This window comes from Actinokineospora iranica (genome assembly GCF_900101685.1).
Classification (GTDB): Bacteria; Actinomycetota; Actinomycetes; order Mycobacteriales; family Pseudonocardiaceae; genus Actinokineospora; species Actinokineospora iranica.
Genome location: NZ_FMZZ01000020.1, coordinates 30,220 through 55,609, shown reverse-complemented (window position 1 = coordinate 55,609; position 25,390 = coordinate 30,220). Strand labels below are relative to the sequence as shown.

Genomic DNA, 25,390 nt, shown 5'->3' with positions numbered 1-25,390 from the left:
TGCGCCCTGCTTGCCCGCTTGAGGGGAACCGTGGTCGGTCAACGACCTGTGCGTGTCGGGGCGGTGGGACAGCCAAGTCCGCAGCCTTCTGGGCAGGTGGCCGCAGCCGGAACAGCCCCGCGTGCGCGGGAAGACACTTATCGACCTGTGTGTTCACCAAACAGAACGGTGTTTGCATCCAGTTCAACCGAACTCGGAGCTTGTGGAGTGATCGGCCGATGTCCCGGTCGTGAGTGCGGCGCACACCGACTGTGACGGAACCCTGACGGCAGTGGGCGGGTCAGTTCACCAGGATGGGGTGGACCGCCGCGGTGTCGGCTTCGACCACGGCCAGTTGGCCGAGCGTGGTGGTGAGGGCGACCCTGCTGGAGTCGGGGGACCAGAGGAACGCGTCGGGGGCGATGTCGCCGGGGAGTTCGGCTTCGCGGAGGAAGGCGCCGTCTTCCGCGCGGTGGAAGGCGATGCGGGGGCCAGCGGCGACGGCGACGCGGCGGCCGTCGGGGGCCACCCAGCCGGTGGTGGACTGGTCGAGGGAGACGACCAGGGGGTGCCAGCTTTCGCTCGCGACGTCGAACCGGACGATGCGGGCGGTGCTTTCCGTGTATTCGGTGGCGACGAGCCTGCCGGAGTCGGGGAGCCAGCGCAGGTTGCGGCGGCCGCGTTCGGCCGGTTCCGGGGAGATCAGGCGCACGTGGTCGTCTTCGGTGACCGGCATGGTGTCGACCAGGAGCAGTTTGCGGGGGAGGCGGATCGCGATGTGGCGGCTGTTGGGGCTTACCGCGGCCTCGATTACCGCGCCGCCGCGGTCGTAGACGGCCTGCTCTTCGCCGACGAGGACGTTGCGGATGACGACCGAGTACAGGAGGCGGTGTCTGCGGTTGGCGCGGTAGACGATCCGGCCGGGCAGGACACCCAGGAGTTCGGTCGAGTGGGTGGGGGAGCCGAGCAGGGGCGCCAGTTTGCCGCCGACGGTGAGCAGCGACAGCTGCGCCGGTTCGCCGTGCTGCACGACCACTTTGCGCTCGCCGGGCAGGTATTTGGCCGTGGTGATCCCGCTCGCCACGGTGAGGTCGCCGCGCACGCCCTTGGCGTCGATCTCGGCCAGGCGAACCTGGTCTCCTTCGGCCACCGCGGTCAGTAGCCGCCCGCGCTCGTCGATGTCGAGCACCCGCATCCCGGACATGATCTCCAGCCTGTCACAGGACGGTCAGCCGAGGAATGCGAGGATGCCGTTCGCGATGGCCTCGGCGTAGTGCTGCCTGCCCGCGGGGCTCGACATCCGCGCCGCTTCCTCCGGGTTGCGCATGTTTCCGCACTCCACCAGCACCACGGGCTGGGTCGAGAGGTTCAGGCCTGCGAGGTCGTCGCGCTGGTCCAGTCCGTCCGAGCCGATGTAGGTGGCGGTGACCAGACCGGCGGCGCGCATCGCGCCGCGCAGGGCTTCGGCCAGCCGCAGCGACGGCTCGCCCTGCGCGTCGTTCAGCGGGGGCGCGGAATACGCGATGTGGAACCCGTGCGCGCGGGTCGTCTCGGCGCCGTCGGCGTGCAGGGAGACCACGGCCGCCGCGCCGGACTCGTTGCCGATGGCGGCGCGCCGGTCGACGCACGGGCCGACGCCGGTGTCGTCCTGGCGGGTCATGACCACCCTGACGCCGCGCGCGGTCAGCAGGTCGCGGACCCGCCCGGCGAGGTCCCAGTTGAACGCGTGCTCCGGGTACCCGTCCGCCGTCGCGGTCCCGGTGGTGTTGCACTGCTTGATCAGGCCCCGGCCCGCGGAGATCCGCTTGTTGATCTCGGCGGGGTGGGCGGCGTTGCCGCCGTTGTGCCCGGGGTCGAGCACCACGGTCCGCCCGGTGGAGATCCCCTGCGCCCTGGACGGCGCGGGCGACGCCGCGGCGGGCGACTGGCGAGGGGACTCGGCGACGGCGGTCACCCGCGCGTCGACGCCCGCTGGGGGAGTGGTCGCCCCGCCGCACGCGGACGTCACCGCCGCGATGGCGCAGGCGACCGCGAGACCCGCCGCGCGTCGTGTCAGCACGGCTTCACGATGCCACAGCGGGCCGCCCTCTAAGCTGGACTCGACACCATCGAAGTAGTCCCGGTGTCGTACCCGAGACGAGAGGGGCCGCGGTGTTTCCCGGAGGCGGCGCACCCGACATGCAGGCGATCCTGGCGCAGGCGCAGAAGATGCAGGAGCAGTTGCTGACCGCGCAGCAGGAACTGGCCGACGCCGAGGTCACCGGAAGCGCGGGCGGCGGCCTGGTGACCGCGACGGTGTCCGGCGCAGGCGAGCTCAAGGCGCTGGTCATCGACCCGAAGGTGGTCGACCCCGACGACACCGAGACCCTGGCCGACCTGGTGGTCGCCGCGGTCCGCGACGCGGGCAACAACGCCCAGAAGCTCGCCGAGGACAAGATGGGCCCGCTCGCCGGTGGTCTCGGCGGCGGCGGCCTCGGCATCCCGGGGCTGTGAGGGCGCGTTGTACGAGGGCCCGGTCCAGGATCTGATCGACGAGCTGGGGCGTCTGCCCGGGGTCGGGCCGAAGAGCGCGCAGCGGATCGCCTTCCACCTGCTCGGCGCGGAACCGGCGGACGTGACCCGGTTGCAGGAAGCGCTGCAGAAGGTCAAGGACGGCGTGGTGTTCTGCGACGTCTGCGGCAACGTCTCCGCGGAGGCCACCTGCCGGATCTGCCGCGACGCCCGGCGCGACCCGTCGGCGGTGTGCGTGGTGGAGGAGCCCAAGGACGTCCTGGCCATCGAGCGCACCCGGGAGTTCAAGGGCCGCTACCACGTGCTCGGCGGCGCGCTCGACCCGTTGTCCGGGATCGGGCCGGAGCAGCTGCGCATCCGGCAGCTGCTGACGCGTATCGGGTCGCAGGAGGTCACCGAGGTCATCCTGGCCATGGACCCGAACACCGAGGGCGAGGCGACGGCCACGTACCTGGTGCGGATGCTGCGCGACTTCCCCGGCCTGACCGTCACCCGGCTCGCGTCGGGGCTGCCGATGGGCGGTGACCTGGAGTTCGCCGACGAGCTCACCCTGGGCCGCGCGCTCTCGGGCCGCCGTACGGTGTGATCGGCGAGTTCGCCGACTCGGTCTTAGCCGCTCCCGCCCGGTTGGGTGCGGTGCGCCTTGTCGCCGTCGACGGGCCGTCGGGTTCGGGTAAGAGCACGTTCGCGGCCGCTCTTGTGACGGCTCTGGGCGAGCGTGCCGCCGTGGTGTCCACCGACGACTTCGCCACCTGGGACGACCCGGTGGCCTGGTGGCCGCGCCTGGTTTCCGGCGTCTTGGCGCCCCTGCGCGAAGGTGTACCCGGTCGATACCAGCGCACGCGCTGGCTCGATGGCACGCCTGCGCCCGGCGAGTGGGTCGACGTCGCGGTCCCCGCTGTGCTCGTCGTCGAGGGCGTGTCCGCCGGTCGCCGTTCGGTGGGGCCGCTGCTGTCCCGGCTGTTCTGGTGCGAGCTGCCCGATCCCGCCGCGCGCCTGGCCCGGTCGGTGGCCCGCGACGGCGAGCGGAGCCGGGCCGTGCTCACCCGGTGGCAGGCGTTCGAGGCGGGCTGGTTCGCCGTCGACGGCACTCGGGAGCGAGCGTCCGCTCACGTCGTTGTGTGACCGGTCACCGCAGTACTGCCGTCCGTTCAGCGGACAATGTTCCGCCGAATGTCACCCTCAGTCCGTAAACAGGCGCGGATTGCTCATTCTGTGTATGGCAGTTGGCCGGATCGTGACCTCGAACCGCCAAGTGATCACGGCGCAAGCGGCTATGGTCGGCGACCACACGGTGAGATCCCGGAGACTCGGAGCAGCGAGACCGGACACGAGGAGTGTGTGATGGCTTACCAGCGATCAGCGCGACTTGGTCGACCGGACGCCGGTGACGGCGGCCGACGACTCGTCGCGCCCGGCCGGGGGCGGCGCACGGCATGACCGCCCCACCCGAGGTCACCGGGTCCGGCGCGGTCGCCGAACCGGAGGCCGCGCTCAAGGGCATGGGCAAGAAGGCGATCCAGGGCCGCTCGCTCGGCCAGATCGCCTGGCTGCGGCTGCGCCGCGACAAGGTCGCCATCGCGGGCGCGGTCGTGATCGTGCTGCTCATCCTGGCCGCGGTGGCCGCGCTGCTGCTCGACCGCGTGTTCAACGTGGTTCACCCCAACGAGTTCCACCAGGACCTGATCGACACCGAGTTCGGCACGCTCGCCCCGAAGGGGACCTTCGGCGGCATGAGCGCCGACCACCCGCTGGGCGTCGAGCCGGTCAACGGCCGCGACATCCTCGCCCGGATCTTCGCGGGCTCCTGGATCTCGCTGCTCATCGCCTCGCTCGCGACCCTGCTCTCGGTCGTCATCGGCACCACCCTTGGCGTCGTCGCGGGCTACTTCGGCGGCTGGGTCGACACTCTGATCAGCCGCGCGATGGACGTGTTCCTGGCGTTCCCGCTGCTGGTCTTCGCCATGGCGCTGGTCGGGGTCATGCCGGACACCGCGTTCGGCCTGTCGTCGGAGACGGTCCGCATCGGGATGCTGACCTTCATCATCGGGTTCTTCAACTGGCCCTACATCGGCCGGATCGTGCGCGGCCAGACGCTGTCGCTGCGCGAGCGCGAGTTCGTCGACGCCGCCCGCAGCCTCGGCGCGCGCGGCCCGCACATTCTCTTCCGGGAGCTGCTGCCCAACCTGGTCGCCCCGATCCTGGTGTACGCGACGCTGCTGATCCCGACGAACATCCTGTTCGAGTCGGCGCTGTCGTTCCTCGGGGTCGGCATCAACGCGCCCACCGCGACCTGGGGCGGGATGCTCTCCGACGCGTCCCGCTACTACACGATGCCGCACTTCATGCTCTGGCCCGGTCTCGCCATCTTCGTGACCGTGCTCGCGTTCAACCTGTTCGGCGACGGCCTGCGCGACGCGCTCGACCCCCGGGCCCGATAGGTGATGGCAAACAACGCCAGTCCGGATGCTCCTGGAAAGAAGGGGTGCTACAGCACAATGAACAGCAAGCGCTTGGTTACCGCGGTCGCCGCGGGCGCGGCTGTCGCGATGGCGCTGTCCGCCTGTGGCGGCACCAGCTCCAACGGCGGCGACGGCGGCACCACCACACCGGCCTTCAACGCGGCACTGACCACCACGTTCAACCCTTCGGACAAGAAGGGCGGAATCATCAAGATCGCCAACGCGGGCACGTGGGACTCCCTCGACCCGGGCGAGACGTACTACAGCTACGCGTGGAACTTCCTGCGCCTCTACGGCCGGTCACTGCTGATGTTCAAGCCCGCTCCCGGCGGCGCGAGCAACGAACTGGTGCCCGACCTCGCCGAGTCCCTTGGCGTGTCCGGCGACGAGGGCAAGACCTGGACGTACAAGCTGCGCGCGGGCGTCAAGTACGAAGACGGCACCCCGGTCACGTCCAAGGACGTCAAGCACGCTGTCCTGCGGTCCACCGACAAGGAGACTTTCCCGAACGGACCCGCGTACTTCGAGGGCTACCTGAACCTGCCCGAGGGATACCAGGGTCCGTACAAGACCAAGGACATGGACACCAACTCCGCGATCGAGACCCCGGACGACCGGACGATCGTGTTCCACCTCAAGAAGCCGTTCGGCGGCTTCGACTACTTCGCGCACCTTCCGCAGACGGTCCCGGTCCCCGAGGCCAAGGACACCGGCGCGAAGTACCGCGAGCACGTCATCTCGACCGGCCCGTACAAGTTCCAGGACAACGAGATCGACAAGAGCTTCAAGCTGGTCCGCAACGACCAGTGGGACCCGGCGACCGACCCGAACCGCAGGGCGCTGCCGGACGGCTACGAGGTGACGATGAACGTCAACGCCGACGACATCGACAACCGGCTGATCTCCGGCGACCTGCACGTCGACATCACCGGCACCGGCGTGCAGCCCGCGTCGCTGCCCAGGGTGCTGGGCGACCCGGCGCTCAAGGCGTCGGCGGACAACCCGACGAGCGCGCGCCTGTGGTACACCTCGATCAACCCGACCGTGGCCCCGCTGGACAACATCGAGTGCCGCAAGGCGATCGAGTACGCCGCGGACCGGACCGGCTACCAGACCGCGTACGGCGGCGTGTTCTCCGGCGGCGACATCGCCACGACCCTGCTGCCGCCGCAGATCCCCGGCGCGCAGAAGTTCGACCTGTACCCCGCTGGCCCGGACAACAAGGGCGACATCGCCAAGGCCAAGGAAGCCCTTGCCGCGTGCGGGAAGCCGGACGGCTTCGAGACCAACATCGCCTACCGGGCCGAGCGCCCGAAGGAGAAGGCCACCGCGGAGTCGCTGCAGGCCGCGCTCGGCCGGGTCGGCATCAAGCTGACGCTCAAGGGATTCCCGCAGGGCGACTACTTCGCGCAGTTCGCGGGCAACCCGCCGTACGTCAAGGCCAACAACCTCGGCCTGGCGACCAACGGCTGGGGCGCGGACTGGAACGACGGCTTCGGCTTCCTGTCGCAGATCGTCGACAGCCGCGTCATCCGGGAGACCGGTGGCTCGTCCAACACCTCCGTGCGCATCCCCGAGGTCGACAAGATGCTGGACGATGCCATCGCCGAGACCGACAAGGCCAAGCGCGAGGCCATGTGGGGCGCGATCGACAAGCGCGTCATGGAGGAGGCGGTCATCCTGCCGGGTGTCCACGCCAAGAGCCTTCTGTTGCGCGGCAAGGGACTGACGAACGTGTTCGTGTCCGACGCGTACAACATGTACGACTACCTCGCCCTGGGCTTGGCCTGATTCCCTCTGTCGTGACTCGAAGTTAGGCAGGTGAAGGCGAGCGGCGGCGGGCCAGGGGCGACCTCCCTGGCCCGCCGCCGATGCCGGCCACTGTGATCGCATACATCATCCGGCGGCTGTTCGCGGCGATCGTGCTGCTGTTCGTCGTGAGCGCGGTGACGTTCTCGATTTTCTTCGTGACGCCGAAGCTGCTCGGCGCGACGCCGGAGACCCTGGCCACGCGCTATGTCGGCCGCACGAGCACGCCGGACACGATCCGGGCCACCGCGGAGAAGTTGGGCTTCTACGACCCGGTCGTCGTCCAGTACTGGAACTGGGTCAAGGGAATCTTCGTCGGCGCGGACTACGACTACGGCCCGGCCGTCGAGCACTGCCCGGCCCCATGCCTCGGGTATTCCTTCCGCACCAACCAACCCGTCTGGCCGGACCTGCTCGACCGGATACCGGTGACGCTGTCCCTCGCGGTCGGCGCCGCGGTGCTGTGGCTGCTCGCCGGACTTGCCGTCGGCACGCTTTCCGCGCTGCGCAAGGGAACCATCTTCGACCGCGTGGCGATGGGCGTGTCCCTGGCAGGCGTGTCGCTGCCGATCTTCTTCACCGGCCTGCTTTCCCTCTCGGTCTTCTCCTACAACCTCGGGTGGACCGCGGTCGGCGGCGCGTACACCCCGTTCCTGGAGAACCCCGGCGAGTGGGCCTACAACCTGCTGCTGCCGTGGATCACGCTCGCGCTGCTGTTCTCCGCCCAGTATGCCCGGCTGACCAGAGCCGGGATGCTGGAGACGATGAACGAGGACTTCATCCGCACCGCGCGGGCGAAAGGACTGCCCGAACGCACTGTTGTCGTCCGCCATGGGCTGCGCGGCGCGCTGACCCCGATCCTGACGATCTTCGGCCTGGACGTCGGCCTGCTGCTCGGCGGCGCGATCCTCACCGAGAGCGCGTTCTCCTTGCAGGGCTTGGGCAAGTACGCCATCGAGGGAATCCTCAACTACGACCTGCCGAAGGTCATGGGGGTGACGATCCTGGCCGCGTTCTTCGTCGTGGTCGCGAACCTGATCGTGGACCTCCTCTACGCCGTCGTCGACCCGAGGGTGCGCAAGTGAGCCACATTCCAGAAGACAGCCTCGACAGCGGCGCGGGCCTGCCGTTCCTGCAAGTGCGGAACCTGCGGGTGCACTTCCCGACCGACGACGGCGTGGTCAAGTCCGTGGACGACCTGTCGTTCAGCGTCGAGCGCGGCAAAACCCTGGGCATCGTGGGCGAGTCCGGCTCCGGCAAGAGCGTGACCAGCCTGTCGATCATGGGGCTGCACAAGGAGGGCGCGGCCCGGATCAGCGGCGAGATCCTGCTCGACGGCCGGAACCTGGTCGGCATGGACCGGGAGAAAGTCCGCCTGCTGCGCGGAAAGCGCATGGCGATGATCTTCCAGGACCCACTCTCGGCGATGCACCCGTACTACACGGTCGGCGCCCAGATCGTCGAGGCGTACCGGGTCCACAACAAGGTGGCCAAACAGGTCGCCCGCAAGCACGCGATCGACCTGTTGGCGCGCGTGGGAATCCCGAACCCGAAGTCGCGAGTGGACGATTACCCGCACCAGTTCTCCGGCGGTATGCGGCAGCGGGCGATGATCGCGATGGCGCTGTCCTGCGACCCGGAACTGCTCATCGCCGACGAGCCGACCACCGCGCTCGACGTGACCGTCCAGGCGCAGATTCTCGACCTGATCCGGGATCTGCAGCAGGAGTTCGACTCGGCCGTCGTCCTCATCACCCACGATCTCGGCGTGGTCGCCGAACTCGCCGACGACATCATGGTCATGTACGCGGGCCGCGCGGTGGAACACAGCACCGCCACCGATATCTTCAACTCCCCGCAGCACCCCTACACCTGGGGCCTGCTCGGCTCCATGCCCCGCCTCGACCGCGAACGCAGCGAACGCCTGCAGCCGATCAAGGGCACCCCGCCCAGCCTGATCAACGTGCCGGACGGCTGCCCGTTCAACCCGCGCTGCGCGTACGCGGGCCGCAACGGCGACCTCAGCTTCACCGAGCGCCCCGAGTTCCGCGACATCGGCGGCGGCCACCACATCGCCTGCCACCTCCCCACCGAGGACCGCCACCACATCTGGGACGAAGAGATCAGGCCGAAGCTGTGAGCGAGGACGCCGTGAGCACACCGAAACCGGCCGGGGAACTGCTGTCCGTCACGGGCCTGCGCAAGCACTTCCCGATCCGCCGAGGCATTCTGCAACGCCAGGTTGGCGCGGTCCAGGCGGTCGACGGCCTGACCTTCTCGGTCAACCGGGGTGAAACCCTTTCCCTCGTCGGCGAATCCGGCTGTGGGAAGACGACGACCGGGCGGCTGCTCACCCGCCTGCTGGAACCGACCTCAGGCAAGATAGTCCTTGACGGCCGCGATATCAGCCACCTGTCGATGAGCGCTATGCGGCCCTTGCGGTGCGACGTCCAGATGATCTTCCAGGACCCTTACTCGTCGCTGAATCCCCGGCACACGGTCGGCACGATCGTCGGCGCTCCCTTCCGGTTGCAGAAGGTGCGGCCCGAGAACGGTGTCAAACGGGCGGTGCAGGATTTGCTGGAGCTGGTGGGACTCAACCCTGAGCACTACAACCGTTATCCGCACGAGTTCTCCGGCGGGCAGCGTCAGCGGATCGGTATCGCGCGGACGCTTGCGCTCAAGCCCAAGCTCATCGTGGCGGACGAGCCGGTGTCCGCTTTGGATGTGTCCATTCAGGCTCAGGTGGTCAACCTGCTGGAGGACCTGCAGGACGAGTTCAACCTGACTTACGTGATGATCGCGCACGATCTGTCTGTCGTTCGGCATGTGTCGGACCGGGTCGCGGTGATGTACCTGGGCAAGATCATGGAGATCGCTGACCGGACGTCGCTGTATGAGCGGCCCATGCACCCGTATACGGTCGCTTTGCTGTCCGCTGTGCCTGTCCCGGACACCTCTCGGCGGACCCGGCGGGAACGTATCCGGTTGCAGGGAGACGTGCCCAGTCCGATCAATCCGCCCGTGGGATGTCGGTTCCACACGCGGTGCTGGAAGGCGCAGGAAGTGTGCAAGGTCGAGGAACCGGCGCTGGCGGAACTCGCTCCGGGGCATCGGGCGGCTTGCCACTTTCCGGAGAACGTCGGTGGGTCGGTCTGAGCGGGTTTGCTCGATGGGGTGGAGTGGTTTCTTTGGGGCCCCTACGAAGGAAGATCCCGTCGTGGGAAAGACGGGTGGGGAGCCTTCGGCCCCACGACCACGGCGAGTTTAGGGATCTTCCTTCACCCCCAAAGAAACCACTCCACCCCATCGAGCACCTGGCAGGGTTGGTTCTGCCTGGCAGGGGGCGCGGTTGACGGCAGGGTGCCTTTTGTTGGGTGTGCTTGAGGGCAGGGCAGGGCAGGGCAGGGCTTGAAGGAAGGCCACCTTCGAGACTGTTGGGGGTCTCGAAGGTGGCCTTCCGGGTGTTGCTGGGGTGGGGTTACTTGTGGGCTCGGTTCACCGCTGACACGACCGCGCGGAGGGAGGCTGTGACGATGGAGCTGTCCACGGCGACGCCCCACAGGACTTTGTCGCCTACGGTGCATTCGACGTAGGCCGCCGCTCGGGCGTCGTCGCCCGCGGTGAGGGCGTGTTCGGAGTAGTCGAGGACTCGGACGTCGTAGCCGACTGTGGTCAGGGCGTCCACGAAGGCGGCGATGGGGCCGTTGCCCGCGCCGGTGATCTCGTGGTCTTCGCCCTCTACCTCGACCGTTGCCGCTATCTCGTCCCGGCCTTCGCCGTCGTCGGTGATTCGGTTGCGGCGCAGGCGCAGGGGGGAGATCCGGTCCAGGTACTCGGTGGCGAAGACGTCCCACATCTCCTTGGGGCTCACCTCGCCGCCTTCGCTGTCGGTGACGGCCTGGATGATCTGGGAGAACTCGATCTGGAGCCTGCGGGGCAGGGCCAGTTGGTGCTCGGTCTTCATGACGTAGGCGACGCCGCCCTTGCCGGACTGGGAGTTGACCCGGATGACCGCCTCGTAGGAGCGGCCGACGTCCTTCGGGTCGATGGGCAGGTACGGGACCTCCCACGGGTGGTCGTCCACCGGCACGCCCGCGGCGTCCGCGTCGGCGTGGAGGGCGTCGAAGCCCTTGTTGATGGCGTCCTGGTGGCTGCCGGAGAACGCGGTGAACACCAGGTCGCCGCCCCAGGGGTGGCGTTCGGCCACCGGGAGCTGGTTGCAGTACTCGACCGTGCGGCGGATCTCGTCGATGTCGGAGAAGTCGATCTGCGGGTCGATGCCCTGGCTGAACAGGTTCATGCCGAGGGTGACCAGGTCGACGTTGCCGGTGCGCTCGCCGTTGCCGAACAGGCAGCCCTCGATGCGGTCGGCGCCAGCCTGGTAGCCCAGTTCCGCCGCGGCGACGCCGGTGCCGCGGTCGTTGTGCGGGTGCAGGCTCAGGATCAGCGACTCGCGGTTGTCGAGGTTGCGGTGCATCCACTCGATGGAGTCGGCGTAGACGTTGGGGGTGGCCATCTCGACCGTCGCGGGCAGGTTCACGATCATCGGCCGGTCCGGGGTCGGCTGCCACACCTGGGCCACCGCGTTGCACACCTCGACCGCGTACGACAGTTCCGTGCCGGTGTAGGACTCCGGGGAGTACTCGAAGCGGAAGTCGGTGTCGCCGTACTTCTCGGCGAAGGCCAGCACGGTTTCCGCGCCGTCGGTGGCGATCTTCGTGATGCCGTCGCGGTCCTGGCGGAACACCACCCGCCGCTGCAGGATCGACGTCGAGTTGTACAGGTGCACGATGGCGCTGTGCGCGCCTTCCAGGGCCTCGAAGGTGCGCTCGATCAGCTCGGGCCTGGCCTGGGTGAGCACCTGGACGCGCACGTCCTCCGGGACGGCGCCCTCGGCGATGATCTCGCGGACGAAGTCGAAGTCGGTCTGGCTGGCCGCCGGGAAGCCGACCTCGATCTCCTTGTAGCCCATCCGCACCAGCAGGTCGAACATGCGCCGCTTGCGGACCGGCGACATCGGGTCGATCAGCGCCTGGTTGCCGTCGCGCAGGTCGACCGCGCACCACAGCGGGGCCTTGGTGATCCGGGTCGCGGGCCACGTGCGGTCGGGCAGGTCGATCGGCTCCACCAGCTCATGGAAGGGCTTGTACCGGTGGAACGGCATGGAACTGCCGCGCTGCGGGTTCCAGGCGGGCTGACCGGCCGGGATGGGCCGCGCGGGCATCCGCAGGCGGCTGGCGGCGGAGTAGGCGGCGGGATCGGTGCTCATGTCAGGGAACTCCTGCTGCTGTTCGGTTGCTGGACAGCGACCGGCGGCAACGCCGAACTCCGCGACGGGGAGCCGGTCTGGTCAGGCCCCGTCGCGGCGGAGAAGCAGGAGTGCACGCGCCACCAGCCCAGAGTAACCAGACTCCGCGCGGTCACGTAACCGGGCTGTCCACATGCTGGACGGCGGATCGCGTTGGGCTGCTCGGAGTAGTTGAGGACTCCGAGGTCAGGGGCACTTTCCCGATATGACCACAAGCAGAGGGCATGGCACCGGCAATCGAGGAGCCGCGGCGCGGATAGTGACCGGACGTCGTGGTGAACCTCGGGCTCGCCGCGGTGTTCTGGCTGGTCGTGTCGTCGGTGGGCAACCGGCTCATTCGCCGTCTGGGCTGAACGGTGTTCCCCAGTCGCCGGTAAACGCGGTTTCGCGCAGCGGTAGGCGTGTCCTGGGCGCGGTCTCTCGCGCCCTACGGTCCTCCGGTAGCAGGTCGGGCGACCCGAGCACGCCTACCGCGATCGCGGTAAGCGGCACGACCGACGCGGGCAGCCCGAACTCCCTGGCCACGCCCGGCGCGTCGAACCCGGCCATCTGGTGCGCGACCAAACCCTCGGCGACGGCTTGCAGCACCAGGTTCTCCGTGGCCAGCCCCACCCCGTACTCGGCGTAGGGCACGGCGCCCTTGGCGTTCTCGGTCTGCGCGCACGCCACCAGCAGCGCCCCCGCGTTCCCGGCCCAGGCCTGGTTGCCCCGGTTGAGCAGCGCCAGAATCCGGTCGAACGTGGCCGTCCCGCGCGGGCCGACCAGGTACCGGGCGGGCTGGGTGTTGCCGTACGAGGGCGCCCACCTGGCCGCCTCCAGCATCCGCAGCAGCGCGTCGGCGGGCACCACCCCGGCCGGGTCCAGCGCCCGCGGACTCCACCGGGCGGCGATCAACTCGTGCGGATCAGATCGCATAGCCCCACGCCGTCACGCCGTACGCGCCGAACCAGGAGCCGGTCAGCGCGACCGCGGCCAGTGCCAGGACCATCGTCGAGGTCCGTCGCTTCGCCAGCGCCAGCGCCAGCGGCACCAGCAGGGTGAACGCGGGCACCATGAGCCGGACCTTGGAGTTCATCATGCCGTTGGAGCACAGGTCCATCACCAGCACGCCCAGGGAGTACACCAGCAGCGGCCACTCCAGCCGCCGCCGGAAGCCGATCACCAGCAGCGCCAGCGCCACCACGATCAGCCCGACCGTGGCCACCTCCAGCACCGACCGCGCGTCGGACAGCACCTCGACGCTGAACCGCAGGGTGGCCGAGCCGCCGTCGAAGCCGGAGTCCCAGCCGCGCCGCTGCAGGGCGAACCAGCCGTTCCACTCGCCGGTCCTGGTGCCCACCCAGGCCAGGTACCCGACCAGGCCGAGCGGGGCGAGCAGGCCGCCCACCCACGGCCGCCAGCCGTCCCGCCGCTTGATGACCGCGACCAGCGCCGCCAGCCCGACGGCCAGGATCAGCGCCGCCGCGGTGGGCCGGACCAGGCCCGCCGCCGCCGCGCACAGCCCGGCGCCGATCCAGTTCCGCTCCAGGACGAACACCAGCGCCCACACCGCGAAGGCGCAGAACAGGGCCTCCGAGTACGTCATGGACAGCACGATCGCCATCGGCGACGCGGCGAACAGCGCGACCAGGATCAGGCTGGTCCGCCGCGACCCGCCGCGGACCAGCGCGCCCAGCCGGGTCAGCCCGTAGGCGCACACCACGCCGGACACGATGGTCACCGCCAGCGCCGCGGGCACCAGCGCGAAGCCCAGGTCGTGCAGCCAGCCCACCAGCTTCGGGTAGCCGGGGAAGAACGCCAGCGGGGTCTCGTCGCTGCGCGTGCCGTGCGCGTCGACCAGGTTGTGCGGGACGCCCGCGTAGCCCTTCTCGGCGATGGCCAGGAACCACTCGCCGTCCCACGAGCGCAGCGTGGGGCCCACCTGCCGGTCGTTCTCCCCGGCCATCCAGCTCAGCACGAGCAGCCCGACCTGGCGGATGCCGAGGAAGACCAGCGCGGGGGTGAGCAGCCGCAGCGCCCTGGCCGCGGTCCATCTGCGCGACCGGCCCGCCGACGCCTGCGGGCCCGTCGTCGCCGGGCCCTCTGCCTGTGTCTCCGGCGCCTCTTCGGCTCCGGTGCGCGTCATTTCCGTCGCGGACACCCGGATCCTTCCCCCGCGGCTGGTTGATTCGGTGTCCAACAGTAGTGGGACCGACCCCAACGGGGGGTGAAGTGGCAACGGCCACAGAACCCCCGGGGACGGCGGGATGGCGCGGGTACGCTCGGTCCGATGTGCGGCGACGGCCGTCCCGGCCGCCGAATCGCGCACGGCCTGAGGAGGTTGCACGCAGTGGCGCTCGTCGTCCAGAAGTACGGCGGTTCCTCGCTGGAGAACGCGGACCGGATCAAACGGGTGGCCGAGCGGATCGTGGCCACCCGCAAAGCGGGGAACGACGTGGTCGTGGTCTGCTCCGCGATGGGTGACACCACCGACGAACTGGTCGACCTCGCGAAACAGGTCAACCCGGTGCCGCCGGAGCGCGAGATGGACATGCTGCTCACCGCCGGTGAGCGCATCTCCAACTCGCTGGTGGCGATCGCGATCAGCGCGCTCGGCGCGGAGGCCCGCTCGTTCTCCGGCTCCCAGGCGGGTGTGATCACCACATCCCGGCACGGCAAGGCGCGGATCATCGACGTCACCCCCAGCCGGGTGCAGACCGCGCTGGACGAGGGCTACATCGTGCTCGTCGCCGGATTCCAGGGTGTGAGCCAGGACACCAAGGACATCACGACCCTGGGCCGGGGCGGCTCCGACACGACCGCGGTGGCGCTGGCCGCCGCGCTCAACGCCGACGTCTGCGAGATCTACACCGACGTGGACGGCGTCTACTCCGCCGACCCGCGGATCGTGCCCGACGCCAAGCGCCTCGACCAGGTCACCTACGAGGAGATGCTGGAGATGGCCGCGAGCGGGGCCAAGGTGCTCATGCTTCGCTGCGTCGAGTACGCGCGCCGCTATGGCGTGCCCATTCATGTCCGTTCGTCGTACAGCACCAAGGCCGGGACGCTCGTCACCGGAGCAGTGGAGGACTTGACCGTGGAACAGGCGATGATCACCGGTGTCGCGCACGACCGGTCCGAGGCCAAGGTGACCGTGGTGGGGGTGCCCGACCACGCTGGCGTCGCCGCGCGGATCTTCCGCACCGTGGCCGACACCGAGATCGACATCGACATGGTGCTGCAGAACGTGTCCAGCACGGTGTCGGGCAAGACCGACATCACCTTCACCCTGTCCAAGAGCAACGGCCCGGCCGCGGTCGAGGCGCTGGAGAAGATCCGCGAGGAACTGGGCTTCACCCAGGTCCTCTACGACGACCACGTGGGCAAGGTCTCCCTGGTCGGCGCCGGGATGCGCTCGCACCCGGGGGTCACCGCGACCTTCTGCGAGGCGCTGGCCAAGGCGGGCGTGAACATCGAGATCATCAACACCTCGGAGATCCGGATCTCGGTCCTGATCCGCGACACCCAGCTTGACGAGGCGGTTCGCGCGATCCACGAGGCGTTTGACCTGGGCGGCGACGAGGCCGCTGTCGTTTATGCGGGAAGTGGGCGGTAGTGACAAACGCAGCACCTACCTTGGCCCTGGTCGGCGCTACCGGCGCCGTGGGCACGGTAATGATCGACATCCTGAACGGCCGGGAGAACTGGCCGTGGGGCGAGGTGCGGCTGATCGCGTCGCCGCGCTCGGCGGGCAAGAAGATCACCGTTCGCGGCGAGGAGCTGACCGTGCTCGCGCTCGCGCCGGAGGTCTTCGACGGCGTGGACGTGGCCATGTTCGACGTGCCCGACGCGGTGTCCGCGCAGTGGGCGCCGATCGCCGCCGAGCGCGGCGCGGTCGCGGTCGACAACTCGGGCGCGTTCCGCATGGACGACGACGTGCCGCTGGTCGTCCCCGAGGTCAACGGGGATCTGACGCGCGACCGACTGTCTTATCCGAGAGGCATCATCGCCAACCCCAACTGCACGACCCTGTCGATGATGGCCGCCCTCGGCGCGCTGCACCACGCCTTCGAGCTGCGCGAACTGGTCGTCGCCTCCTACCAGGCCGCTTCCGGCGCGGGCCAGGATGGCATCGACCGCCTCTACGCCGAGTACGCCGCCGTCGCGGGCCAGAACCTGGGCACCAAGGCGGGCGACGTCCGCGCGGCGCTCGCCGCCGCCGGGCTGGCGCAGGAGGACTCGCCGTTCCCCGCGCCGCTGGCGTTCAACGTCGTGCCCTGGGCAGGCTCGCTCAAGGAGGACGGCTGGGCCAGCGAGGAGCTCAAGGTCCGCAACGAGTCCCGCAAGATCCTCGGCATCCCGGACCTGAAGGTCTCCGCGACCTGCGTGCGCGTCCCGGTGGTCACCACGCACTCGCTCGCCGTGCACGCCACCTTCGCCTCCCCGGTCACCGTCGAGGAAGCGCGCAAGATCTTCGGCGCGCAGCCGTCGGTCGTGCTCGTGGACGACCCGGCCAACGGGGAGTTCCCGACCCCGGCCGACGTCGTCGGCGGCGACCCGACCTACGTCGGCCGCGTCCGCCAGGCGCTGGACTTCCCCAACACGCTCGACTTCTTCGTCTGCGGCGACAACTTGCGCAAGGGCGCCGCGCTCAACACATACGAGGTCGCGGAGGCTCTCGCCGCCCGCCTGTAAACCCCTCGACGGCGCCTTCGTAGCATTCGATGCGTACGGGGGCGCCGTTCGGGTTTCGGGGGGTCTGGTGGAGCAGAAGCTGGTCGCGGGCCGATACGCGGTCGTCGGCGAACTCGGCCGCGGCGGCATGGGCGTCGTGTGGCGGGCGCAGGACCAGGTCATCGGGCGGCAGGTCGCGCTCAAGGAGGTCCCGATCCCGCCCGGCATCGGCGGCCGCGAGCGCGAGATCTTCCTCGAACGCGTGCTGCGCGAGGCGCGCACCGCGGGCCGGTTGAACGACCCGGCCGTGGTCACCGTGTTCGACGTGACCGCCGAGCACGGCTCGGCCTACATCGTCATGGAGTTGGTCGAGGCGCCCACCCTGGCCGACCTGCTCGCCCGCGGCCCGCTGCCGGACGCGCGGGTGCGCGAGATCGCCCGGCAGGTGATCGGCGCGCTGCGGACCGCGCACGCCGCGGGCATCGTGCACCGCGACGTCAAGCCGAGCAACATCATGGTGCTGCCCGGCGACCGGGTGAAGCTCGCCGACTTCGGCATCGCCCGCGCCATGGACGACCCGGCGCTGACCACGACCGGCATGATGGGCTCGCCCGGCTACATGGCCCCGGAGCTGTTCTCCGGGGCGTCGCCCGGCCCGGCGTCGGACCTGTGGGCGCTGGGGGCGACGCTGTTCCACGCCGTGGAGGGGCAGGCGCCGTTCACCCGCACCACCACCGCGGCCACCCTGCACGCGATCATGTTCGACAAGCCGCGCCCGGTGCGCGCGCAGGGGGCGCTCGCCTCGGTCGTGCTCGGCCTGCTCAACCACGACCCGGACGCCCGGCTCACCGCGGGCGGTGTCCTGAGCCTGCTCGGCCCGGCGTCGGGCGGCGGCGACCCGGAAACCACCGACGTGCTGTCCGCGATCACCGACGAGACCCACGTCGTGGCCGGGCCGACCGCGGTCGTGGCCGAGCCGCGGCGGCCGACCCGGCCCGCCGTGGCCCAGGCCGACAAGTGGGACCAGCAGCCCGAGTGGGACGAGCCCGCCTGGGACGAGCCGCGGAAGAAGTCGAAGCGCACGCTGATGTTCGCGGGCGCGGCCGGGGTCGTCGTCGCGGGCCTCGCCGCGGTGTTCCTGCTGGTCCCCGGGAAGGACGAGAAGGGCACGGCCGCGCCGCAGCAGGTCGCCAACGAGCAGCCCGCCACCACGACGACGCGGGACGCCGAGGGCGCGCAGGGGACCGCGGCCCCTGGCCCTGTCTCGGCCGGGGCTCCGTCGGTGTCGGTCTCGGTGTCCGTGTCGGTGGTCCAGCCCAGCGGCGGCGCCGCGGCCGCGCCGTCCTCGGGCGCGCCGGACAGCGCCGCGCCGTCCGAGCCCGGCCAGTCGTCGAGTGCCGCGCCGACCTCGACCAAGCCCGCCCGGGTTCCGGTCGCTCTCATCCGCTACAACCACCCGTCCGGCTGGCACTACAGCGGCACCGGCGCGCCGCCCGCCGGGTTCAGCCGCGAGTCGGCGCTCGGGTCGCTGGTGAAGGACGCCGAGCCGGGCACCCGCAAGCTCTTCGCCTGCCAGGTCAGCAACAGCGAGGACCGGTTCACCTCGACCGACCAGACCGGCGGCTGCGAGGGCCAGAAGACGCTCGGGTTCCTCGGCTACATCTTCACCAAGCAGGTCCCGGGCACCATCGCGTTGCAGCGGTGCAACCAGGGCGGCAGCCACTTCGACTCGCGCGACCCGAACTGCGAGGGCAAGACCACCGAGTTCACGATGGGCTACCTGCTGAAATAGGCGTCCGGGCGGTTCGGCCCGCGCCGAGCGCCCAAGCGGCCCCGGCGACGAGCACGCCGCCGATCCCGGCCACCGCGAACCCCCACGCCGCCGACGAGTGGTCGACCACGAACCCCACTAACGGCGATCCGGTAGCCGCGCCAAGAGTGAACGCCGAACTCTGCAAGCCCGTCGCCTCACCGCGCATAGAGGGCGGCGCCAACCTGCTTACCTCTTCGCCGGTAGCGGCGACTGTCGGCGCGCACATAGCGCTGCTCGGGACCAGGGCGAGCGCGAGCATCCACCACTGCCCGGCGAACAGCCCGACCGGGATGACCAGCAGCCCGAGCAGGGCCATGAGCGTCACCTGCGGCAGCGAGCGCTGGACCGCCCCGTGCACGAGGCCACCGGCCGCGGACGCCACGCAGATGACTGCGACCACCGCCCCGGTCCAGTCGAGCTGATCCGCCGCCCGCAGCGCCGCGACCATCGTCACGTCGGTGCCCGCCAGCACGAACACCGCGCCCGCGCCGACCGCGTACACCCCGACCATGCGCGCGGTAAGCCACTCGCGGCGCGGGATGCGCTCGCTGCCGTGCGCCTGCTCATGGGCGGCCCGAACCCGGGGATTCACCACGAACAGGGCCACCCCGGCCGCGACCACCGTGCCACCGACCCCGATGGTCGCCACGCCCGTGGAGACCTGCGTGGCCAGCAGCACCGCCATCGCGGGCCCGACCATGTACGTCAACTCCACCGACACCGAGTCCAACGAGTACGCCGTGCGCCGCAGGTCCACCGGCACCAGCGCGGCGATGGCCTGCCTGCCGATGGACATCGCGGGCAGCACGAGAAACCCGCCAGCGAACGCGCAGGCGAGCAGCACCGGGTAGGACATGTGCCGCGCGGTGAGCCAGAACGCGGCTTCGCCCACGGTGGTGAGCACCAGCATCGGCCGCAGCCCGTAGCGGTCGACCACCCGGCCCATGACCGGCGCGCCGAGGGCGATGCCGACGGTCGCCACCCCGCCGACGAGCCCGGCCGCGCCGTAGCCCCGTTTCATCCCGACCGCGACGTGCAGGGTCAGCACCATGCCCGCGGCGGAGGCGGGGAGCCGGGCGAAGAGCATCAGGATCATCAGCGTCCGCATCCCGGGCAGGCCGAGCATTCGCCGATAACTCCGCATGACCTGATGCCACCGTGCCGGGCCGGTGCCGGTCAACCGAATAACCCCGACCGGGTGGACCTTGTCTTGACTGACTCCAGAAACGACGGCCGCTGACGTCCGTTGCGCGAAATGGACAACAAATGCCGCCTTTGTCAACCCAGGCAATGTCGTTGGCTTTCAAAGGTGACAAAGCGGAAAGTTGGCGTTGACAACCGCTTGCCGGTGCCGCCAATATTTTCCGGAATCGGAAAACCGGAGGGGCAGGATGCCTGTTTTCACGCGTCGCAAACTCGTCACCACCGCCACCGCCGTGATGCTCGCAGCCGGTGCGCTCGTCGCGTCCCAGCCGGGCGCCTCCGCGTGGACGGGCACACCGCTGGGCGGGAAGTGGTGGACGGGCACCTATCCCGGCGCGGAATGGCAGCGCGCCGACGCCGCAGCCGAGGGCTTCGACCCGGCCAAACTCGCCGAAATCGCCGCCGCCGCCCAAGCCGACGGCTCGAACTGCCTCGTCGTCATCCGCCACGGCCGCCTCGTCGGCGAGTGGTATTGGAACGGCGCCAACGCCGGCTCGGCCCAAGAGGTCTTCTCGGTCACCAAATCGGTCACCAGCACCCTGGTCGGCATCGCCCAGTCCCGCCGGAAGTTGGATATCGACGACAAGGCGGCCAAGTACATCCCGGCCTGGGCGGGCACCCCCGCTGCCCAGGTCACGGTGAAGAACCTGCTCAGCAACAACTCCGGCAGGCACTGGGACATGGCCACCGACTACGGCGCCCTCCCCACCGCCGCCGACCGCACCGCCCTGGGCGCCTCCCTCCCCCAGGACCACCGCCCCGGCGACGTCTGGACATACAACAACGCCGCCATCCAGACCCTCGACGACGTGCTGAGCAAGTCCACCGGCGTCGAACCCGCGGACTACGCGGAAAAGAACCTGCTGGCCCCGATCGGAATGCGCGACACGCACCTGACCAAGGACCCGTCGGGCAACACCAACATGTTCTTCGGAATGCAGTCCACCTGCGAAGACCTGGCCCGCTTCGGCCACCTGTTCCTCAACGACGGCCGCTGGAACCACCGGCAGATCGTGCCCCGCCACTGGGTCGGCCAGGCGACCGGCAAACCGTCCCAGCCCATCACCTCGTCTTACGGCTACCTGTGGTGGCTCAACCACCTCGGCGCCGTCGCCGACCCCCTGGTCCCGATGACCCGCGAGGACAGCGCCAACGCCCCCCGCGAGCGAATGGTGCCGAACGCGCCCGCGGACATGTACTGGGCTATCGGCTTCGGCGGCCAGACTGTTCAGGTCGACCCAGGCTCGGACACCGTGGTCGTCCGCCTCGGCCCACCCAGCCTGACAAACAAGAACTGGCCCGAGACGAGTGCTCGGGTGGTCACCGAGGCCCTGGTTCGCCGCTGATCTCGGGTTCCGGGGTTTGCTCGATGGGGTGGAGTGGTTTCCTCGGGGCCCCTACGAAGGAAGATCGCCGTGTGGAAGACGGGTGGGAAAGCCTTCGGCCGCACACGTGCGGAGCCAGCTTGGCGATCTTCCTTCTCCCCGAAGAAACCACTCCACCCCGTCGAGCACCCGGCAGCTTCGGGCCCGGCTGGCAGGAGGGCGGGTTCGCCACTCCACCCGGTGGGTGCTGGGGCGAGCGTCAGTGGGGCTTGGCAGGGGGCGGGTTCACCGCAGCACTCCTCTGGCATCTGGCGGCTTTGAGTGCGGTTGGCAGGACGGCGGGGTTCGCTGTCCCGTTCATGTCGGGCACTTGGCAGGCCAGGGTCTGCCAAGTGCGCAAAGGCACTCGACCGACCGCCCCAACCACGTCCACAACGGCCCTATTTCGGCCTTTTCGCCGCCCCACAGCCCCCACAACAAACCCCACCCGCCCTGGGGGCCGGGCCCTGCTCCAGTCTATCGGCGCAGGTCAGCGGGGGGAAGAGAGCGCGCTGCGGCTGTGGATAACTTGCGATCATGGCGCCCTGGGGCGCGATGAAGGCCGAGTGTGGGGGTGGCTCGGAAGGCTTGCCCAGGACCCGGTCAGGGTGTGCGGGCTGGGGTGCTCATCGCAAGTCCGGTTCGGAGGGCGCCCGCTGCTTCGGCGGTGGCTTCGCGGAAGCGGGTGCCGATGCCGATGAAGTTGACGTAGCCGTGGATCAGGTCGGGGTGCCTGCTCAGGGCAACGGGGACGCCTGCCGCCGCGAGTTTGTGGGCGAATTCTTCGCCTTCGTCGCGTAGCGGGTCGAAGCCGCCGGTGGCGATGTAGGCGGGGGGCATTCCGGTGAGGTCGTCGGCGCGGAGGACGGAGAACAGGGGGTCCGCGCGGCGTTCGGTGTCGGGGCAGTAGTGGTTGGTGAACCAGTCGATGTTCTCGCTGGTGAGGAAGAAGCCGTCGGCGAAGAGGTCGCGGGAGCGGCGGCGGGCGGTGGCGTCGGTGCCGGGGTAGAACAGGAGTTGGAACGCCGGGCGGGGGCCGCCCGCGCGGACCGCCTGGTACGCGGTGACCGCGGCCAGGTTGCCGCCCGCGGAGTCGCCGCCGACGGCTATCAGGTCAGGGTTCACGCCGAGTTCCGGGGCGTGCGCCACGGCGTAGCGGAACGCGGAGTAGGCGTCCTCCGCGGCGGCCGGGAATGGGTGTTCGGGGGCTAAGCGGTAGTCGACGGAGAGCACCTTCACCTTGGCGTGCTTGGCCAGGAAACGGCAGGTGTTGTCGTGGCTGTCGAGGGTGCCCAACACCCATCCGCCGCCGTGGTAGAAGACCAGCAGCGGGGCGTCTTCGCCCACTTCGGCCGGGGTGTAGAACCGGGCCGGGATGTCGTCGTCGAGGGTGAGGCCGCGCACGGTCACCGGCTCGATCGGGACGCCGCTGACCAGGTGTCGTGAGCGGTCCAGCATGGCCCGCGACCGTTCGGGGGTGCGGTCCACGAACGAGTGACCTGCCATCTTGTCCAGGGTGAGGAGCAACTGCGCGTCGAGGGCGAGTTCCTGCCCGTCGATGCGGGTCGGCTGGCCCGCGATGAGCCGACGCAGCGGCCGCGGCAGCGCGAACACCGCGCGGACGAAGGCGGCCTGGACCTGGATCGGAACCCGCTCCATCAACTTCGACACGCTGCCTCCTTGGTAGCCCCGCCGCGATGTTACTTGCTAGTAGCAGTTTCGGTAACCCGCCTCACAGGTGCGAGACCTCCGGCGCGGTGGAGGTCGTACGGTGCGGGGAACCGATGGAAGGATGGCCAGGTGACGGTCACCGTGGTGGGAATCGGCGGGTCGCTTCGCGCGGACTCGCAGTCGGAGCGCGCCCTGCGCATCGCCCTGGCGGGCGCCGCCGCGGCGGGCGCGAAGACGACGGCGTTGTCCGGCGCGGACCTCGTGCTGCCGTTCTACGACCCGGCGGTCCCCGACCGCTCACCCGAGGCCCGCCGCCTGGTCGAGGAACTCCGCGCCGCCGACGGCGTCATCCTGGTCTCACCCGGCTACCACGGCACGGTGTCCGGCCTGGTCAAGAACGCCCTCGACTACGTGGAAGACCTCCGCGGCGACACCCGCCCGTACCTCGACGGCCGCGCCGTCGGCTGCATCGCCACCGCTGCGGGTTGGCAGGCCTCGGTCACCACCCTCACCGCCCTCCGCTCGGTCGTCCACGCCCTGCGCGGCTGGCCGACCCCGCTCGGCGCGGCCGTCAACTCGGTGGAGGCGACCTTCGACGCCACCGGCGACTCATCGGACCCCGCCGTCGCCACGACGTTGCGCACCATCGGCGCTCAGGTGGTCGAGTTCGCCCTGAACCGCCCTTGATCCTGCGGGTTCGCCTTGAGCTGCCCAGATCCCGGGGTACTGGGAGGCCACCTCCGTGATGGAAGTGGCCTCCCTTCGCTTACCGCAGTTTGAGGGCCCGCAGCGCGAAGTAGACCTCGATCAGCGATTGCTTGATCGTCTCCGCCACCACCAGCGACCCGTGTCCCGCGTCGTACCGGTACATCTCGTACGGGATGCCGCGTTCGGCGAGGCGGTCGAGGTAGTTGTCGATTTGGCGGATGGGGCAGCGGGGGTCGTTCTCGCCCGCGAGGACCAGCACGGGGGCGCGCACCTCGTCCACATACGTGATCGGGGAGCATTCGACGTACCGGTCGCCGACTTCGGTGGGGGAGCCGCCGAAGAGGGCGCGGTCGAACGCGCGCAGCGGCTCCATCTCGTCCTCGTACGCGGCCAGGTAGTCCGCCACCGGGACGCCCGCGACGCCCGCCGCCCACAGGTCGGGTTGGGTGCCCAGGGCGAGCAGGCTCAGGTAGCCGCCCCAGGACGCGCCGTTGACCACGCAGCGCTGCGGGTCGGCCAGGCCGGACTCGACCGCCCAGGTGTGCACCGCGCGGACGTCGGCGAGTTCGGTCAGGCCCGGTCGTCCCTCGATGGCGTCGCGCCAGGCGGAGCCGTAGCCGGTGGAGCCGCGGTAGTTCACGTGGACCACGGCGAATCCGGCGTCGAGCCACAGCGCCCGGTACGCGGAGAACCGGTCCTCGTCCGCGGCGTGCGGGCCGCCGTGCAGGCTGAACACGGTCGGCAGCGGGCCGTCCGGCGCGTCCACCGGTCGGGCGACGAGCGCGTGCACCCGGCCGTGTTCGGTCTCGACGAACGTGTCGGTCAGCGGCGCGGAGCCCGGCGCGCGCTCGCCGGGCGGGGTCAGCAGGACCCGTTCGGTGCCGTCGTCGTAGAGGGCGCGCACCACGGCCGGTTCGGCGGCGCTCGACCAGGAGTACTCGACGGTGCCGTCGGGGCGGGCGTGCGCCGAGCCGATGGTGCCCGCCGGGGTGTCCAAAGTGGTCAGTTCGCCGGTGGCGATGTCGTAGCGGTGCAAGGTGTTGCGCGCCTCGTGGGTGTGCGCGACCAGTAGCGCGCGCCCGTCGGTGTACCAGTTCGCGCTCACCTCGCCGGGCAGGTCGAGGGTGATCTCCCGCTCGGTGTCGGCGGCGACGTCCCAGATCAGCAGTTCCTCGCGGCCCCGGCGCTCGTGCAGCACCAGCAGCCGCGCGTCGCCCGCGACCGGGCTGAACTCGATCGCGTCGAGCCCCTTGCCCGGCCCGTCCCACTTCTCGGCGACGGTCGACCCGTCGGCGACCGACAGCACGCGCAGCGCGGGGTGCCGGTTGTCGCCGTGCTCGGAGTGCGCGATGGCCAGCAGCCGCTCGTCGCGCGACAGCGCGGACACGCCGCCGTCGTGCTCGTTCTGGTAGATCACCTCGGCGTCGGCCGAGCCGCGGGCGAGGAAGATCGTGGTGCCGTCGTCGTCGGCGACGCCGACCGCGCGCACGGTGTCGCCGATCTCCAGACCGGCCGGGTAGCCGCTCTTCGTGCCGGGCACGGCGGGGCTCGCGGCGGCGCCGGCGGGCAGACCCGCGAACGGCTCGCGCACCCAGGAGCCGAACTCGTCGCCGTCGGTGTCGGCGAACCACCAGATGTGCTCCCCGTCGGGGGACACGGTCGCGTGCAGGGTGCCGTTGGGGCGGTCGGTGACCTGCCGGTGGGTGTCGGTCGCCCGGTCCCAGGCGTAGACCTCCCACACCCCGCTGGCGTTGGAGACGTAGACGTTGCGGTCGGGCGCCTCCAGCGCCCAGCTCGGCAGCGACACCCGGGCGGCGTGGAAACGCGCCCGCCACCGTGTCTCGGCCTCGTCGTCGGCGAACAGGCGGTCGGGTACCTCGGCGACAGGATGATTCGTCACACCCTC

Annotated in this window: 21 protein-coding genes; 13 read left to right on the top strand and 8 right to left on the bottom strand. The window is 70.1% G+C overall.

The features are described from left to right. Positions 1–280: 280 nt before the first annotated feature. On the bottom strand, positions 281–1,183 hold the full coding sequence (locus BLS56_RS27820; protein ID WP_139191030.1) for a TolB-like translocation protein: 903 nt from the start codon (positions 1,181–1,183) through the stop codon (positions 281–283). 24 nt (positions 1,184–1,207) lie between these two features. Beyond that, on the bottom strand, positions 1,208–2,038 hold the full coding sequence (locus tag BLS56_RS27815) for an N-acetylmuramoyl-L-alanine amidase (RefSeq protein ID WP_091456865.1): 831 nt from the start codon (positions 2,036–2,038) through the stop codon (positions 1,208–1,210). Between the two features lie 119 nt (positions 2,039–2,157). Here BLS56_RS27815 and BLS56_RS27810 point away from each other — a divergent pair, with 119 nt between their 5' ends. The 8 genes from BLS56_RS27810 to BLS56_RS27775 all read left to right on the top strand — a co-directional run bounded on the left by BLS56_RS27810 (position 2,158) and on the right by BLS56_RS27775 (position 9,920). Continuing rightward, the gene (locus tag BLS56_RS27810; RefSeq protein ID WP_228771997.1) at positions 2,158–2,472 is read left to right on the top strand and encodes a YbaB/EbfC family nucleoid-associated protein; all 315 of its coding nucleotides are present in this window, start codon (positions 2,158–2,160) and stop codon (positions 2,470–2,472) included. Positions 2,473–2,479: 7 nt separating this feature from the next. Further along, a complete protein-coding gene (recR, locus tag BLS56_RS27805; protein ID WP_091456990.1) occupies positions 2,480–3,076 on the top strand; it encodes a recombination mediator RecR in 597 nt (198 codons plus the stop codon). Continuing rightward, complete coding sequence (locus tag BLS56_RS27800) at positions 3,073–3,615, top strand: uridine kinase family protein (protein ID WP_175483079.1); 543 nt, start codon at positions 3,073–3,075, stop codon at positions 3,613–3,615. The genes recR and BLS56_RS27800 overlap by 4 nt, the downstream gene beginning before the upstream one ends. A 311-nt stretch (positions 3,616–3,926) precedes the next feature. Next, entirely contained in the window at positions 3,927–4,931 is a 1,005-nt protein-coding gene (locus tag BLS56_RS27795) for an ABC transporter permease (RefSeq protein ID WP_091456861.1), read from the top strand. A gap of 57 nt (positions 4,932–4,988) precedes the next feature. Beyond that, a complete protein-coding gene (locus BLS56_RS27790) occupies positions 4,989–6,743 on the top strand; it encodes an ABC transporter substrate-binding protein (protein ID WP_091456859.1) in 1,755 nt (584 codons plus the stop codon). A gap of 92 nt (positions 6,744–6,835) precedes the next feature. After that, the gene (locus tag BLS56_RS27785) at positions 6,836–7,846 is read left to right on the top strand and encodes an ABC transporter permease (RefSeq protein WP_091456985.1); all 1,011 of its coding nucleotides are present in this window, start codon (positions 6,836–6,838) and stop codon (positions 7,844–7,846) included. Continuing rightward, positions 7,843–8,901 carry an ABC transporter ATP-binding protein gene (locus tag BLS56_RS27780; RefSeq protein WP_091456856.1) on the top strand — a complete coding sequence of 353 codons (1,059 nt, stop codon included), beginning with the start codon at positions 7,843–7,845 and terminating at the stop codon, positions 8,899–8,901. The genes BLS56_RS27785 and BLS56_RS27780 overlap by 4 nt, the downstream gene beginning before the upstream one ends. Beyond that, positions 8,898–9,920, top strand: coding sequence for an ABC transporter ATP-binding protein (locus BLS56_RS27775; RefSeq protein WP_091456853.1), 1,023 nt, complete (start codon positions 8,898–8,900; stop codon positions 9,918–9,920). The genes BLS56_RS27780 and BLS56_RS27775 overlap by 4 nt, the downstream gene beginning before the upstream one ends. Positions 9,921–10,242: 322 nt before the next feature. On the opposite strand, the gene leuA is transcribed toward BLS56_RS27775, so the two are convergent. From leuA to BLS56_RS27760, 3 genes are all read right to left on the bottom strand, one after another. Beyond that, on the bottom strand, positions 10,243–12,033 hold the full coding sequence (gene leuA / locus BLS56_RS27770) for a 2-isopropylmalate synthase (RefSeq protein ID WP_091456851.1): 1,791 nt from the start codon (positions 12,031–12,033) through the stop codon (positions 10,243–10,245). Between the two features lie 372 nt (positions 12,034–12,405). Then, positions 12,406–12,987, bottom strand: a complete 582-nt coding sequence (locus tag BLS56_RS27765; protein ID WP_091456849.1) for a nitroreductase family protein — start codon at positions 12,985–12,987, stop codon at positions 12,406–12,408. Next, a complete protein-coding gene (locus tag BLS56_RS27760) occupies positions 12,977–14,212 on the bottom strand; it encodes a hypothetical protein (RefSeq protein WP_228771990.1) in 1,236 nt (411 codons plus the stop codon). The genes BLS56_RS27765 and BLS56_RS27760 overlap by 11 nt, the downstream gene beginning before the upstream one ends. Positions 14,213–14,401: 189 nt before the next feature. Here BLS56_RS27760 and BLS56_RS27755 point away from each other — a divergent pair, with 189 nt between their 5' ends. The 3 genes from BLS56_RS27755 to BLS56_RS27745 all read left to right on the top strand — a co-directional run bounded on the left by BLS56_RS27755 (position 14,402) and on the right by BLS56_RS27745 (position 18,517). Next, complete coding sequence (locus tag BLS56_RS27755) at positions 14,402–15,667, top strand: aspartate kinase (protein ID WP_091456847.1); 1,266 nt, start codon at positions 14,402–14,404, stop codon at positions 15,665–15,667. Continuing rightward, positions 15,667–16,746, top strand: a complete 1,080-nt coding sequence (locus BLS56_RS27750) for an aspartate-semialdehyde dehydrogenase (RefSeq protein ID WP_091456844.1) — start codon at positions 15,667–15,669, stop codon at positions 16,744–16,746. Before BLS56_RS27755 ends, BLS56_RS27750 begins: the two co-directional genes overlap by 1 nt. 127 nt (positions 16,747–16,873) lie before the next feature. Beyond that, entirely contained in the window at positions 16,874–18,517 is a 1,644-nt protein-coding gene (locus BLS56_RS27745; protein WP_228771996.1) for a serine/threonine-protein kinase, read from the top strand. On the opposite strand, the gene BLS56_RS27740 is transcribed toward BLS56_RS27745, so the two are convergent. Further along, on the bottom strand, positions 18,492–19,682 hold the full coding sequence (locus BLS56_RS27740) for an MFS transporter (protein ID WP_091456843.1): 1,191 nt from the start codon (positions 19,680–19,682) through the stop codon (positions 18,492–18,494). The genes BLS56_RS27745 and BLS56_RS27740 overlap by 26 nt on opposite strands. Positions 19,683–19,929: 247 nt before the next feature. On the opposite strand from BLS56_RS27740, the gene BLS56_RS27735 reads away from it, so the two are divergent. Continuing rightward, positions 19,930–21,087, top strand: coding sequence for a serine hydrolase domain-containing protein (locus tag BLS56_RS27735; RefSeq protein WP_091456840.1), 1,158 nt, complete (start codon positions 19,930–19,932; stop codon positions 21,085–21,087). 621 nt (positions 21,088–21,708) lie between these two features. Here the strand turns inward: BLS56_RS27735 and BLS56_RS27730 are convergent. Continuing rightward, on the bottom strand, positions 21,709–22,764 hold the full coding sequence (locus BLS56_RS27730; RefSeq protein WP_091456977.1) for an alpha/beta hydrolase: 1,056 nt from the start codon (positions 22,762–22,764) through the stop codon (positions 21,709–21,711). Positions 22,765–22,905: 141 nt separating this feature from the next. On the opposite strand from BLS56_RS27730, the gene BLS56_RS27725 reads away from it, so the two are divergent. Further along, positions 22,906–23,463 carry an NADPH-dependent FMN reductase gene (locus BLS56_RS27725; protein WP_091456838.1) on the top strand — a complete coding sequence of 186 codons (558 nt, stop codon included), beginning with the start codon at positions 22,906–22,908 and terminating at the stop codon, positions 23,461–23,463. Between the two features lie 79 nt (positions 23,464–23,542). On the opposite strand, the gene BLS56_RS27720 is transcribed toward BLS56_RS27725, so the two are convergent. Then, entirely contained in the window at positions 23,543–25,384 is a 1,842-nt protein-coding gene (locus BLS56_RS27720; protein ID WP_091456835.1) for a S9 family peptidase, read from the bottom strand. Positions 25,385–25,390 lie beyond the last annotated feature (6 nt).